11 protein-coding genes are annotated in these 12420 nt (G+C 73.1%); 4 read left to right on the top strand and 7 right to left on the bottom strand.

Annotation, left to right across the window (positions count from 1 at the left end; all coding sequences use genetic code 11):
* Nucleotides 1–43 precede the first annotated feature (43 nt).
* Nucleotides 44–1156 (bottom strand): lytic polysaccharide monooxygenase, encoded by a 1113-nt coding sequence (locus ACFXAZ_RS18090; RefSeq protein ID WP_384591585.1) that lies wholly within the window; start codon nucleotides 1154–1156, stop codon nucleotides 44–46.
* Between the two features lie 189 nt (nucleotides 1157–1345).
* Between ACFXAZ_RS18090 and ACFXAZ_RS18085 the strand changes: the two genes are divergently transcribed.
* Nucleotides 1346–1795 carry a GNAT family N-acetyltransferase gene (locus ACFXAZ_RS18085; RefSeq protein WP_384591582.1) on the top strand — a complete coding sequence of 150 codons (450 nt, stop codon included), beginning with the start codon at nucleotides 1346–1348 and terminating at the stop codon, nucleotides 1793–1795.
* 16 nt (nucleotides 1796–1811) lie between these two features.
* Here ACFXAZ_RS18085 and ACFXAZ_RS18080 read toward each other — a convergent pair whose 3' ends face one another.
* A complete protein-coding gene (locus tag ACFXAZ_RS18080; protein ID WP_384591579.1) occupies nucleotides 1812–1946 on the bottom strand; it encodes a hypothetical protein in 135 nt (44 codons plus the stop codon).
* Nucleotides 1947–2142: 196 nt separating this feature from the next.
* Between ACFXAZ_RS18080 and ACFXAZ_RS18075 the strand changes: the two genes are divergently transcribed.
* On the top strand, nucleotides 2143–2799 hold the full coding sequence (locus tag ACFXAZ_RS18075; RefSeq protein WP_384591576.1) for a class I SAM-dependent methyltransferase: 657 nt from the start codon (nucleotides 2143–2145) through the stop codon (nucleotides 2797–2799).
* Between the two features lie 32 nt (nucleotides 2800–2831).
* On the opposite strand, the gene ACFXAZ_RS18070 is transcribed toward ACFXAZ_RS18075, so the two are convergent.
* Complete coding sequence (locus tag ACFXAZ_RS18070; protein WP_384591573.1) at nucleotides 2832–3338, bottom strand: DUF402 domain-containing protein; 507 nt, start codon at nucleotides 3336–3338, stop codon at nucleotides 2832–2834.
* Nucleotides 3319–4248, bottom strand: coding sequence for a GNAT family N-acetyltransferase (locus ACFXAZ_RS18065; RefSeq protein ID WP_384591570.1), 930 nt, complete (start codon nucleotides 4246–4248; stop codon nucleotides 3319–3321). The genes ACFXAZ_RS18070 and ACFXAZ_RS18065 overlap by 20 nt, the downstream gene beginning before the upstream one ends.
* Before the next feature lie 219 nt (nucleotides 4249–4467).
* Between ACFXAZ_RS18065 and ACFXAZ_RS18060 the strand changes: the two genes are divergently transcribed.
* Nucleotides 4468–4836: a GntR family transcriptional regulator gene (locus ACFXAZ_RS18060; RefSeq protein ID WP_384591569.1), complete on the top strand. Its 369-nt coding sequence runs from the start codon at nucleotides 4468–4470 to the stop codon at nucleotides 4834–4836.
* Nucleotides 4837–5072: 236 nt separating this feature from the next.
* On the opposite strand, the gene ACFXAZ_RS18055 is transcribed toward ACFXAZ_RS18060, so the two are convergent.
* Nucleotides 5073–6167, bottom strand: a complete 1095-nt coding sequence (locus ACFXAZ_RS18055; protein ID WP_384591566.1) for a DUF5925 domain-containing protein — start codon at nucleotides 6165–6167, stop codon at nucleotides 5073–5075.
* A 76-nt stretch (nucleotides 6168–6243) separates the two neighbouring features.
* Between ACFXAZ_RS18055 and ACFXAZ_RS18050 the strand changes: the two genes are divergently transcribed.
* Nucleotides 6244–7647, top strand: coding sequence for a xylan 1,4-beta-xylosidase (locus tag ACFXAZ_RS18050; protein WP_384591563.1), 1404 nt, complete (start codon nucleotides 6244–6246; stop codon nucleotides 7645–7647).
* 67 nt (nucleotides 7648–7714) lie between these two features.
* Here the strand turns inward: ACFXAZ_RS18050 and ACFXAZ_RS18045 are convergent, their stop codons facing one another.
* Together ACFXAZ_RS18045 and ACFXAZ_RS18040 are read right to left on the bottom strand one after the other, a co-directional pair.
* The gene (locus ACFXAZ_RS18045) at nucleotides 7715–11584 is read right to left on the bottom strand and encodes a lipopolysaccharide biosynthesis protein (RefSeq protein WP_384591560.1); all 3870 of its coding nucleotides are present in this window, start codon (nucleotides 11582–11584) and stop codon (nucleotides 7715–7717) included.
* Nucleotides 11577–12377, bottom strand: a complete 801-nt coding sequence (locus ACFXAZ_RS18040; protein ID WP_384591557.1) for a polysaccharide deacetylase family protein — start codon at nucleotides 12375–12377, stop codon at nucleotides 11577–11579. Before ACFXAZ_RS18040 ends, ACFXAZ_RS18045 begins: the two co-directional genes overlap by 8 nt.
* Between the last annotated feature and the right edge of the window lie 43 nt (nucleotides 12378–12420).

Below are 12420 nucleotides of genomic sequence, written 5' to 3'. Positions count from 1 at the left end.
GGCCTGAGCCGCCGGTCGGGCCCCGGACCAAGGGGGGCGTGCGTCAGCCGCCGTTGCGGGCCCGGCGCCGCACCGAGGCGAACAGCGCGGCCGAGCCCAGCGCCAGCGCCGCCGCACCGCCGACCGCGATCATCGGCGTGGCGCTGTCACCGCCGGTCTCGGCGAGGTTCTGGCCGGTGGAGCCGGCGTCCTGCACGGGCTGCGCCGGAGCACCGGCGGCCTGCGGCTCGTTACCACCGGCACCACTCTCACCGCTGTCGCCGCTGTCACCACTGTCAGCGCCGGCGCTGTCCGTCGTGGGGTCGGTCGTCGTCGCCGGGTCGTGGTCGCCGTGCCCGTTGTTCTCGATCGTCGACTTGTCGGTACCGGCGTCTATCTGCTCCTGCGACGGGGCGGAGGCGGTGGGCGCCGGGGTGGAGCCGGTCCCGGTCCCGGTCCCGGACCCGGCGTCGGTGCCGCTGTCGGTGCTGGTCCCGGTGCCGCCACCGCTCGCGCCACCGAAGGTGACGTCCGAGCAGGAGTAGAACGCCTCGGGGCTGTCCGAGCGCTGCCACACCGCGTACAGCACATGCTGGCCGGAACGCTCCGGAAGGGTGCCCTGGAAGGTGTAGAACCCGCCGGACGAAGTCCGGGTGGTGGCCGTCGACGCGACCGGGTTGGCCAGATCGAGGTCACCCCAGGCGAGCGCCTTCGACGGGTCGAAGCCGGGCTTGGTCAGATACACCTTCATGGCGCCCTGGTGCGGAGCCGTCACCCGGAACTTGAAGTTGTACGAACCGGCCTTGACGCTGGTCGCGGGCCAGTCGGCGCGCGCCAGATCCAGGCCCTTGAAGGTGGGGTCGTTGGCGCTGCACAGCTTGCCGTCCGGGATCAGCTCCTGGTGGCGGCCGTCGGCGTTGCCGATCCGGATGCCGTTCCAGTCGTAGAGCGCCTGGGTGCCACCGGCCGCGACCGCAGCCTTGCAGGCGGCGGACTTCGGGTTCTCCGGCCCCTCCGCCAGACACTGCGACACCCGGCTGACCGGGTCGCCCAACGCGCCGTGCGCGGACGCGGGCGCGGTGGAGAGCGCGGTCAGGGCGAGCGGGGCGACACCGACGGCCGCGACAGCGGCGGCCTTGCGGCGAACGGACAGGCGAACGGACAGGCGAACGGACATGGGGGAACTCCTCGTAGCGGTCGCTCGACGATCTCGCGGGACCCGGATGGATCTTGGTGATCCCGTGGGGGCGAGATGAAGCTAGCCGCAACGATCCGCGCGATCGGCTGCTGAGAGCCGCCTGTGGAGATCCTTATGCTCGCTTTAAGGAAGTGCTCAGACAGAGCTGAGGTAGGTACGGTTCAAGCCATGGACGACGTACGCATCCGGCCCGCGACGGCGGCTGACCTCCCCGCCGTGAAGGGCGTGACCGACGCCGCGTACCGGCACTACATCGCCCGGATCGGGGTGGTGCCGCAGCCCATGGAGGCGGATCACGCGGCGGAGGTGGCGGCCGGACGGGTGTTCGTCACGGGTGAACCGGTGACGGGCCTCGTGGTGATCGAGGCACACGCCGACCATCTCTTCCTGGACAGCATCGCCGTGCACCCCGACGCGCACGGCCGGGGCGTCGGCCGGCGGCTGCTGGAGTTCGTGGACGCACGGGCACGCGCACTGGGCCTGCCCGAGGTCCGCCTCTACACCAACGCCCTGATGTGGGAGAACCAGGAGATCTACCCGAAATTCGGGTACGAGGTCGTGGAGCGGCGCGTGGACGGGCCGTACGACCGCGTCCACTACCGCAAGCGGCTGGACTGAGAACCCGGCGGGGGGCTCAGCCTTCCGGCCACCACGTGCGGGCGATGTCCTCGCGCACCTCGGAGCGTTCCGCGGGGCGCTCCTCGCGCTTCTCGCGGACCCGTCTGGCGTCCGTCTTCTTCAGGGGCTTCTGCACGGTCACGCGGCGCATGGCTGCCTCCTTCAGTGCCTACCGGCTCCCGTGGCGGCACGGAGGTAGACCCTTTGGGCGAGAATTCCTCATCGATGCCGGTCTGTCAGTGGCGCATATCACGATTGAACTGTCCTTCGACTCACAACCCCTCTGTACCCATGTGCCCATGGGTGGTGAACGGCCGATTGTCAGTGCCGGGTGTCACTCTGGGTGCATGACGAACGACGCTGATGGTACGAAGGGGGCGGGCGCGGTGACGGACAGCGGATCCCGGGCGACGACGGACACGGTCGACTGGGACGCCGAGGCGGCCCGTTTCGACGAGGAGCCGGATCACGGACTGCGCGACCCCGAGGTGCGGGCCGCCTGGGCCGCGCGGCTGCGCTCCTGGCTGCCCGGCCGCCCCTGCGACCTGCTCGACCTCGGCTGCGGCACCGGCAGCCTGGCCCTCCTCGCCGCCGAGCAGGGGCACCGTGTCACCGGCGTCGACCGCTCCCCGGCCATGGTCGCGCGCGCCAGAGCCAAGCTCGCCGGCCGGGACGCCGCGGTCCTGACCGGCGACGCGGCGGCACCCCCCATCGGCGAGGAGCGCTACGACGTGGTGCTCGTCCGGCATGTGCTGTGGACGCTCCCGGACCCCGCCCGCGCCCTGCGCCGCTGGCGTGGCCTGATCCGCCCCGGCGGCCGGCTGGTCCTGATCGAGGGCGTCTGGGGCACGGCCGATCCGACGGGCATACCGGCCGACCGCCTCACCGCCCTCCTCACCCCGGCCGCGGCCGACCTGCGCATGGAGCCACTGTCCGAGGACACGGCACTGTGGGGGCGGGAGGTGCGGGACCAGAGGTATGCGGTGGTGGCGATGATGCGGTGACGGTCGGCCGCCCCCGGTCATGAGAGGAGCGGCTACGCCACCAGCTCCCCGAACCGCCCCGCACCCGCCAGCCGCTCCAGCTCCTCCAGCGCCGCCACGGCCGCCGCCGCTGCCGCGGGGTCCCGCTCCGCCAGACCGCTGTCCGCGAACTCGTCCTCGTCCAGGCGGCGTACGTCGGTGCCGTCGGCGGAGCGCCACAGGTCCAGGTCGAGATCCTCGACGGTCAGCTCACGGCCGGTGCGCACGGCGGGTCGGGTGATGTCGCAGTACCAGCCCTTGAGCGTGCCCCGGGCGTCGCGGACCTCCTTCACCGCGTACCAGCGGTCACGCCAGTAGTACTCGGTGAAGACATCGCCCTTCTCGAACCGTACGAAGCCGAAGTCCCGTGCGGCCTCGCCCGCCCAGGGGGCGCGCACCGCGATCCGGACACCGTCGTCGGCGAGCAGCTCGGCCGGGTAACGGATCTTCGTGCGGCCCGCCTTGACGAGCACGATGTCGAGGAGCGCGGGGCGGGCCGGGTCAGCCGAGGGTGCGGGCATGGCGGACCTCCGTCGCGCAGATCTGGTAGCCGAACCACTGGTTGATCGCGATCATCGGGCCGTTGCCGGAGTCGTTGCTGGTGATCGCCTCGGCGCACCCGGCGGCGCGGGCCCGGTGCAGCGAGTCGGTCTTGGCGAGCTTGGCCAGGCCCCGGCCGCGGTGGGCGCGGGCGGTGCCGGTCATGGCGGAGCCGTAGCGGCCGTGGCCGTCGGTGTAGGCCGCGCTGAACGCCGCGGGTTCGCCGTCTACCAGGACGACCGAGGTCAGGGCGTGGTTCAGCAGGGGGTGCCGCCAGGTCTCGGCGAGCCATGCCGGGTAGTCGGTCAGCTCGGCCGCGAGGTCGCCGGGCTCGTCCGAGGTGGCCTCGGCGTCCAGCGTGAACAGCGGGCGGGGGTCGTCGGCGTAGTCGGCGCCGGTGCGCAGTGCGACGCCGGGCGGCAGCGGCGGGAGCGGGGGGAGGGTGCCGGTCGAGAGGTCCAGGCGCAGGAAGTGGCTGGAGCGGCTGGGGTGGTAGCCGAGGCGTTCGGCGAAGGCCCGGTGGTCCGGCCCGTCCAGGACCCAGGCGAACACCTGGGTGGCGCCGCGCGTCGCCAGATGCTCCTCGGCCGTGCGCACCAGCAGCGAACCGGCGCCGTGGCGGGTGCGGTCGGGGCGGACGTGGACATTGAGGTAGCCGTGGCCGGGCTCGGGGCTGTCGAGGGCGATACCGGCCTTGGCGGTGCCGACGATCTCGCCGTCCAGCTCCGCCACCAGCAGCCGGTGATGCGCGTCCGGGCGGCTGTGGGCCAGGTCGTGGAGCACCGACTCCGGTGTGGCCAGCAGATATGGCAGCGCCAGCCGCCGGGCCGCGCAGAAGCCCTCGGCGTCGGCCCGGACCTCGGGGCGGATATCACGCACGATCACGGTCATGGCGCCGCACGCTACGGGGGCCCGGCACGGGGCGCCTCCGATTTTCCGCCGGGTGCGGGGCCGTTCTCCGCCGGGTGCGGGTGCCCGCCGGGTACCGGGTGCTCCGCCGCGTGCCAAGGGCCCGCCGCGTGCCAAGGGCCCGCCGGGTGCCAAGGGCCCGCCGGGTGCCAAGGGCCCGCCGGGTGCGCCGGTTCCGGCGGGTACGGGAGAATCGGGGGCGTGACCTTGAAGATCCGGATCGATGACAGCGCGCCGCCGTACGAGCAGGTGCGGGCACAGATCTCCGAGCAGGCCCGGTCGGGGCTGCTGCCGGTGGGGTACCGGCTGCCGACCGTGCGCGGGCTCGCCGAGACGCTGGGCCTCGCGGCGAACACCGTGGCCAAGGCGTACCGGGCGCTGGAAGCGGACGGGGTGATCGAGACGCGGGGCCGCAACGGCACGTTCGTCGCCGCCGCGGGCTCCGCCGCCGAACGGGAAGCGGCCTCGGCCGCCCAGGCCTACGCGGAACGGGTCCGCCGCCTCGGCGTGGCACAGCCGGCGGCCCTGACCGCCGTACGGGAAGCCCTGCGGGCGGCTTACGCGGACTGACCCGGGGCGTCACCCTCCGGGCCGGGCGTCCCGGGCGCCTCCGTGGGCGGGCACGTGGGTGGGCTACCGATGCCCGGGCGAAGCCCCAGCCCCCGCACTACAGATTCCCTGTACTACGGGTCCCCGCCCACGGATTCCCGTCGGCAGATCCCGCCCGTCTACAGACCCCGTCTAAAGACCGCGTCTATAGATCCCGTCCACAGATCCCGTCCACAGACCCCGTCCACAGACCCCGTCTACAGATAAAGCCCCGCATCCGTCCCGCCCCGGGGCTCCGGGAGGGTTCTCGGGGACGTCCCCCGGCGGAGGGCGTACAGCTCGGCCAGGGTCGCGCCCTCGCGGGGGACGTCCTTCTCCGTGCCGAGCCAGGTGACGGCCTCGGGGCGGGTCAGCGCGCCGACCTCGATACGGGCGAGGCAGCGGCCGGGGCGGACCACGGCGGGGTGCAGGCGCTCCAGGTCCTCGTTGGTGGTGACGCCGACCAGGACATTGCGGCCCTGGCCCAGGAGGCCGTCCGTGAGGTTCAGCAGCCGGGACAGGGCCTGCCCCGCCGTGTGCTTGGCCTCGCCCCGGATCAGCTCGTCGCAGTCCTCCAGGAGCAGCAGCCGCCAGCGGCTCTTGCCCGTCGAGTCGTCCTCGCCGATCGCGATGTCCATCAGATAGCCGACGTCGGAGAAGAGGCGCTCCGGGTCCAGGACGCAGTCCACCTGGCACCACTCCCGCCAGGACCGGGCCAGGGTGCGCAGCGCGGACGTCTTGCCGGTGCCCGGCGGGCCGTGCAGCAGGAGCAGCCGCCCGGCGATGTCCTCCGGCGTGGTCCTCATCAGACCGTCCATCACCTCCGCCACCGGCGCGGTGTAGTTGGCGCGCACCTCGTCCCAGGTGCCCGCCGCGATCTGCCGGGTCGTGCGGTACGGGCCGCGCCGGGGTGACATGTACCAGAAGCCCATCGTCACGTTCTCCGGCTGCGGCTCGGGCTCGTCGGCGGCGCCGTCGGTTGCCTCGTCCAGCACCTTCGAGGCCAGCTCGGCGCTGGTCGCGGTCACCGTGACATCGGCGCCCCGGTTCCAGCGGGAGATCAGCAGCGTCCAGCCGTCACCCTCGGCCAGGGTGGCGCTGCGGTCGGCGTCGCGGGACAGGCGCAGCACCCGGGCGCCCTGCGGCAGCAGGGTCGCGCCGGAGCGCACCCGCTCGATGTTCGCCGCGTGCGCGTACGGCTGCTCGCCCGTCGCGAAACGGCCGAGGAACAGCAGGTCGACGACGTCCGAGGGGGAGTCGGAGACGTCGACGTTGAGCCGGAGCGGCGGGACGTCGTGCGGAAGTGCGGACATGCCGCCATGATCGGGCACGCGCGGCCCGCGTGCACCCGGTTTCCACCGGGTGGTCGCACGGTTACTGTTGCCCTCGATGGGACGTCATGCGTGGAGTTCGGGGGCACGGCGGTGGCGCCTCACCGCACTGCTCGGAGTGGCCGCCGCCGTGATCGCGCTGGCCCTGACCCTGTTCAACACCGTTCCCGGGGGCGGCGGTTCCACGGCCGGGACGACCCCCGACGGCGACAAGGTGCACGGCACGCCCGCCACCCCGGAGCGGACGGGACCGGACGTCGGCTGGGGCTTCACCCACACCCAGTTCAGCGCCGACGAGGGCAGCGCGGCGGCGGTGGACCGGGTCGAGGAACGGCTGTCGGGCACCGGCCTGCCGCAGAACCAGCACATCATGGGCTGGGGCGCCGACAACCCCGAGCCCGTCGAGGGGCGGTACGACTTCGCCGCGCTGGACCGCCGGGTCGACTTCGCCCGCGCCACCGGGGCGACCCCGGTGATCACCCTGTGCTGCGCGCCCGACTGGATGAAGGGCGGCGCGTCCGGCGACACCGACTGGAGCCAGGCCGCCCTGGAGACCGCCCCGGAGCCCGAGCACTTCGCCGACTTCGCCGCCCTCGCCGCGACCGTCGCCCAGCGCTATCCCGACGTACGGCACTTCATCGTCTGGAACGAGTTCAAGGGTTTCTGGAACGACGCCGAGGCCCGCTGGGACTACGAGGGCTACACCCAGCTCTACAACCTGGTGTACGAGGCGCTCAAGGAGGTGGACGAGGAGATCATGGTCGGCGGGCCGTATCTCGTCATGGACAGCGTCGACCCGCGCCAGACGGAACTGGCCTCCACCACCCTGAAGGGGCCTTGGGGCGCGGCGGACCAGCGGGTCCTGGACGCCTTCGACCACTGGAACGAGCACCGGGCGGGCGCCGACTTCGTCGTCGTGGACGGCGCCAGCTACACCCGGGACGACGAGCTGCTGCCCGACGAGTTCGCCGCCACCGACAAGTTCACGGCGGTCAGCGAGTGGGTGCGCGCACGGACCGGGAACCTGCCGCTGTGGTGGGCCGAGTACTACGTCGAGCCCGCCGACTCCAACGACGACCGCGAGGGCTGGTCCGAGCCGCACCGGGTCGCCGTCCAGGCCGCCGGGCTGATCGCGCTGGCCCGTGGCGGCACCACCTCCGGCTTCTACTGGAACCCGGAGAACGAACGGGGCCCCGACTGCCCCGGCTGTCTGTGGACCCCCACCGACACCGCCGACGGCGGCCGTGCCCTGCCCATGTACGACCTGCTCTCCCGCTTCGCCGCCGCCTTCCCGCCCGGCACCCGCCAGGAGGACGTCCCCGTGTCCACCCCCGACGTCCGGACCCTCGCCTCCGCCGACACCGTCCTGGTCGTCAACACCCAGGACCGCCGGCTCACCGCCGAGATCGCCGGCGAACGCGTCGACCTGACGGCGTACGAGGTGCGCTGGCTCGACCGCTGAGCGCCCCCCCACCCCCCTCCCCGCGCCCCCGCCCCGCACCCCCCCGGGGGCCCGTACCCCCACCCCCTCACCGCATGGTCAAGAACCGCTGCACCAGCGAAGCGAAGAACACCGCCAGCAGCGGCACCGCGAACCAGAAGCCGCTCTGGAGCCGGCGCAGCTGCCGCACGCTCGGCCGCATCGCCACCCGCAGCACCTCACGGCCGGTGAGCAGCACGATCAGCGCGACGGCGGCGAGCGCGCCGACCACCGACCACGGCGTCCACGTCACCCGGGGCCCGGCCGGACCGGGATCGGCGCGCGGCACCGGGTCGGACGGCTGATCGCGCAGCGCGTAGATCGTGACGTCCGGGTTCACATACGGCTTCGTCAGCTCCGGCCGCTTGTCCAGGTTCTGGATCAGCCGCGCCTCCCAGGACACCGGATAGCCCGCGTCCATCGTCAGATAGGTCACCTGACTGCGGTTGACCATCAGATACGAGTGGGGACCCGCGTCCTTGAGCGCCTTGACCAGGCTCGACACCAGCACCGGGTCGGGCGGCGCGAGCGTGGGCACGTACTCCACCTTCTCCATGTCCCGCGCCCCCCACGGCATGGCGGGCGTGACATTGTCCAGGGTGTCGTTGCTGAGCCAGAGCAGCCGGAGCGTCGGATCGTCGTGCGCGTACACGTACTCCATGGCGGCGACCTCGCCGGGCCGGATCCGTTCGAACGGCTCGTTGCCCCAGCGGGCCACCAGGAAGCCGCCCATCAGCACCAGCCCGGCCAGCAGCGCCGCCAGCGGTGCCAGGCTCACCCGCTCCCTGTCACGTTCCTCGGCCGTCGCCCCCGTACGCGGGAACAACGCGAGCGCGGCGAGCAGGGCCGCGCCGGGCAGCGCGAACATGAAGACCCGCAGCGCCATCTCCCCGCCGTACGACTGCATACCGAAGCCGAGGAAGGGGACGAAGGTGAGGACCAGCAGGCTGCGTTCGCGGTAGCGGTGGAAACGGCGCCGCCACCAGCCCCAGCAGGCGAACGCCAGCACCCCGCCGGCCAGCAGCACCCGCGCGTACAGCACCAGTTGGTGCGTGGAGCTGCCGCCCTCGATCCGGCCCGCGACGGACGAGGAGACATTGCCGCCGATCCCGCCGATCCCGCCGAAGAGTTCGTCGAAGTGCCCCGACCAGTACGGCTCGGCGAGGAAGCCGATCCAGGCCGCCACCATCACCGTGAACAGCACCGGCAGACCGCGCAGCTCCGACCGGCCGGTCAGCACCAGGGCCGCGAGCACGCCGAGCATCACGAACGGGGTGAGCTGGTGCGCCGGGACGCTCGCCGCGAACAGCCCGATCACCACCAGCAGCAGCACCGTACGCTGGCGCCGGTTCGCCGGTTCCGCCTCGGACTCGCCGGGCCGCACCCGGCTCCATATGACGTGCGGGGCCCGGAACCACACCAGCAGCACCGCCACGAACACCAGATACAGCAGATACGTGAAGCCCTGCGGCGAGAAGTAGTCCTGCCCGACCCAGCCGCTCAGCACGAAGATCCAGACACCGGTCCAGCGCGCCCTCCAGCTCGCCCGCAGCGAGCGGGTCAGCAGGAACATCGGGGCCAGATAGAGCAGCTGGACGGTCAGCGGCCACCAGCGGATGATCTCCGTGAAGTCGTTCACCCCGCACGCCTGTGCGATGAACGCCGCCGCCGCGAAGAAGCCGGGCCAGCTCCAGCGCGCGTCCAGATCGGGCGCCGCCGTCCCGGTCCGCTCGATGTAGTCCAGGAACCCGAGATGCTGCCAGGCCGTCGCGAACCGCGGCTCGACCTCGATCACGGCGGGCAGCGCGTGCAGCGAGACGACGGTGGCGACCAGCGTCACCAGCAGCAGCGCCCGGCGCTCCCGGCTCAGCCACAGCAGCGAGGCGAACACCACGACCAGCAGCGCCGCGCCGGCGAGCGTGGGCAGCGGCAGGATCGAGATCAGACCGAGCCCGCCCATGCGGTCCAGGTCGCTCTCGCCCAGCCGGGCCGCCGGCACCCAGTACATCAGCAGGGCGGCGCCCAGCAGACAGCCGAGGACCACCCCGACACGGGTGGGCAGAAAGGAGGCGCGGGGGGCGGGGGGCGGGGGCGCGGGAGCCGGTACGGGTTCGGGGGCCGGGCGCTCCTCGGGTACGGCGGTGGCGGGCCGTTCCGCCGCGAGGCGCCCCGGCGCTCCGAACGGGTCGTCCTTCGCGAACGGCGCGTCCACCTCCCGGCCATCCGCCGCCCCGCCCGTCTCACTGGCCCTGTCCGACCCGCCCCTCCCCGGCGGCAGCGCCCACGACGGCGTCCGTACCACCGGGACCACCGGGATCGCTGGTGCCGCCCGGATCACCGGCACCCCCGCAGGCGGCGTACCCGGACCCGGCCGCACATCCGGCCGCCGCTCCACATGGTCGAAGTCGGCCGGGATGCCCAGCGCCAGGGTGTCGGCGTCCCGCGCCCAGGCCGGCCCCCGCCGACGCGTCCGCGCCGGTACGGCCGCCCCGCGCGTCCCCGGATCGGCGAGGTCACCGTCCGGCACGGCATCCTCGGGGGCGTCGGCGGCGGGCGCCGCCCGGACCGTGCGGTACAGCCGGGGCGCGGCGACGGCGACGATCACCGCGAGGCTGATGATCTCGGCGACCCCGGCACCGGTCAGGCCCATCCGGGGCAGCAGCACCAGCGTCAGCCCCAGCACCAGCGCGCACAGCAGGCCCTGGAGCCAGGCCAGTCCGGCGGTGCGGCTCTGCGCCCGCAGCACCGCGAAGTACGTCTCCATCACCACCCGCAGCACCGCGCCCACCGCGAACCAGCGCAGCAGCGGTGTCGCCGCGTCCGCGTAGCCCGGGCCGAACACCCCGAGGATCCAGGGCGCCCCGGCGAACAGCACGGCGGCGACCGGCAGCATGATCCTGGCCATCCGCTTCAGCGCGGCCCGGGTGTTGGCGGCGAGCCGCGCCGGATCGTGCGAGCCCTCCACGGTGAGCGAGGCGCCCATGTTGATGGCGAGCAGATTGACAGTGCCGCCGATGGTGACGGCGATGTAGAAGTACGCGTTGTCCACGGAACCGACCTGCGAGGCCACGATCACCGGCACCAGATAGACCGCGGCCAGCGAGAACAGCGAGCCGGTGTAGTCCCCGGCGAGGAACCGGCCGACCTCCTTGACCGTCGGCGCCGTGGTCCGCCCCTCGGTCGCCCGCACATGCCGGGGCACCAGCCGCCGGAACACCAGCCAGCCCAGCGGGAGCACGCTCACCGCGATCGCCGCGACCCAGGACACGAACACCCCGGCGGTCGGGATCGCCACCGCGAACACCACCAGCAGCCCCAGCTTGACCGCCGAGAACAGGGTGTTGCCGACCGGAACCCAGGTCGCGCTGCGCAGCCCGGTCAGCACCCCGTCCTGGAGGGTGAGCAGATTCCAGGCGACGACGGCGAGCACGAAACCGAGCGCGGGCAGCGGCCCGTTCAGAAAGCGGTACGACTCTCCCCAGAAGTCCAGCGTCAGCAGGAACAGCCCGGCCGCCACCGCCACGACCAGCGAACTGCCCGCGTAGGTACGGAAGATGAGCCGTCCGGTGCCGCGCCCGGCGATCGGGATGAACCGGGCCAGCGCCCCCGTGAGGGTCACCGCGGTGAGCCCGGCCAGGAGCTTCATCGCGGCGATGGCGGCGGAACTCTGCCCGACCGAGGACTCGTCGTAGTAGCGGGCCGCGGCGAGCCAGAACGCCAGGCCGAGCACCGCGGAGATCCCGGTGTTGAGCATCAGGGCGTAGGCGTTGCGCAACAACGGGGTGCCGCCGGAGCGGCCGAGACCGGGCAGCCGCAGCCGCAGCCGCCGCAGCCGCCGCGGTCCCTCGGCCCCGCCGCCGACCTGCCGGTTCTCGTTGTCGGTCTCGTCGGTCTCGGTGGCGGTGGTCGTGTCAGACACGGGATCGGGTGGCCTTCCGGCGGACCTGGCGGGCTCTGCGGACCACGGCGTACCCCTTGGTCAGGGCGCGGTCCCGGGCGAAGGTGCGGGCGATGGCACGGCCCTTGAGCAGCCGTTCGAACTCGGCGGCGTCCGTCCCGCGCCGCACGGTCACCCGGTGCAGCGCGTACGGCCCCTGCCGCCGGGCGGCGAGCGCGTTGCCGACGGCGAGCGCCTGGGCGTACCCGGTGGCGCGCACCTCCTCGCGCACCCGGCGGTCGGAGTGGCCGTAGGGGTAGGCGAACGACGCGGGCGGGGTGCCGAGTTCACCGGCGACGATCTCCCGGCAGCCCCTCAGCTCGGTGTGCAGGGTGTCGTCGTCGACCTGGTCGAGCTGCGGATGGCTGTGGCTGTGCCCGCCGATCTCCACCCCGGCGGCGGCCAGCTCGCGCACCTGGTCCCAGTCGAGCATGGTGTCCAGGGCGCCCCCGGTGTCGTACGCGCCGCGCAGCCAGCCGGTGGAGACGAACAGGGTGGCGGTGAAGCCGTGCCGGGCGAGGACGGGCAGGGCGTGCCGGTGCACGCCCTCGTACCCGTCGTCGAAGGTGATCAGCACCGGGCGCGGCGGCAGCGGGCGCCCCCGGCGCCACCGTCCGCACAGGTCGGCGGTGGTCAGCGGGGTCATCCCGAGCCCGTCCACCAGCCCCATCTGCTCGGCGAACGCCTCCGGCGACACGGACAGCGCCCGGGTGGCACGGTTCGGATCGACGGCGACCGAGTGATACATGAGGATCGGCACTCGCGCGTCAGCCATGGCGACCCCCTGCGGACGGACCGGGCGTGACCGTTTCCGGCGG

It is taken from the genome of Streptomyces sp. NPDC059477 (genome assembly GCF_042749375.1).
Taxonomy (GTDB): domain Bacteria; phylum Actinomycetota; class Actinomycetes; order Streptomycetales; family Streptomycetaceae; genus Streptomyces.
Note: the sequence above shows the minus strand (reverse complement) of the source record. Positions and strands in the feature narration are given on the sequence as shown.

Excerpts from the sequence above, each read along its gene's own strand:
- ACFXAZ_RS18065 (WP_384591570.1), bottom strand. The coding sequence starts at position 4,248 with ATGACCGTGATCGTGCGTGATATCCGCCCCGAGGTCCGGGCCGACGCC.
- ACFXAZ_RS18090 (WP_384591585.1), bottom strand. The coding sequence starts at position 1,156 with ATGTCCGTTCGCCTGTCCGTTCGCCTGTCCGTTCGCCGCAAGGCCGCC.
- ACFXAZ_RS18085 (WP_384591582.1), top strand. The coding sequence starts at position 1,346 with ATGGACGACGTACGCATCCGGCCCGCGACGGCGGCTGACCTCCCCGCC.
- ACFXAZ_RS18070 (WP_384591573.1), bottom strand. The coding sequence starts at position 3,338 with ATGCCCGCACCCTCGGCTGACCCGGCCCGCCCCGCGCTCCTCGACATC.
- ACFXAZ_RS18055 (WP_384591566.1), bottom strand. The coding sequence starts at position 6,167 with ATGTCCGCACTTCCGCACGACGTCCCGCCGCTCCGGCTCAACGTCGAC.
- ACFXAZ_RS18080 (WP_384591579.1), bottom strand. The coding sequence starts at position 1,946 with ATGCGCCGCGTGACCGTGCAGAAGCCCCTGAAGAAGACGGACGCCAGA.
- ACFXAZ_RS18075 (WP_384591576.1), top strand. The coding sequence starts at position 2,143 with ATGACGAACGACGCTGATGGTACGAAGGGGGCGGGCGCGGTGACGGAC.
- ACFXAZ_RS18040 (WP_384591557.1), bottom strand. The coding sequence starts at position 12,377 with ATGGCTGACGCGCGAGTGCCGATCCTCATGTATCACTCGGTCGCCGTC.
- ACFXAZ_RS18050 (WP_384591563.1), top strand. The coding sequence starts at position 6,244 with ATGGGACGTCATGCGTGGAGTTCGGGGGCACGGCGGTGGCGCCTCACC.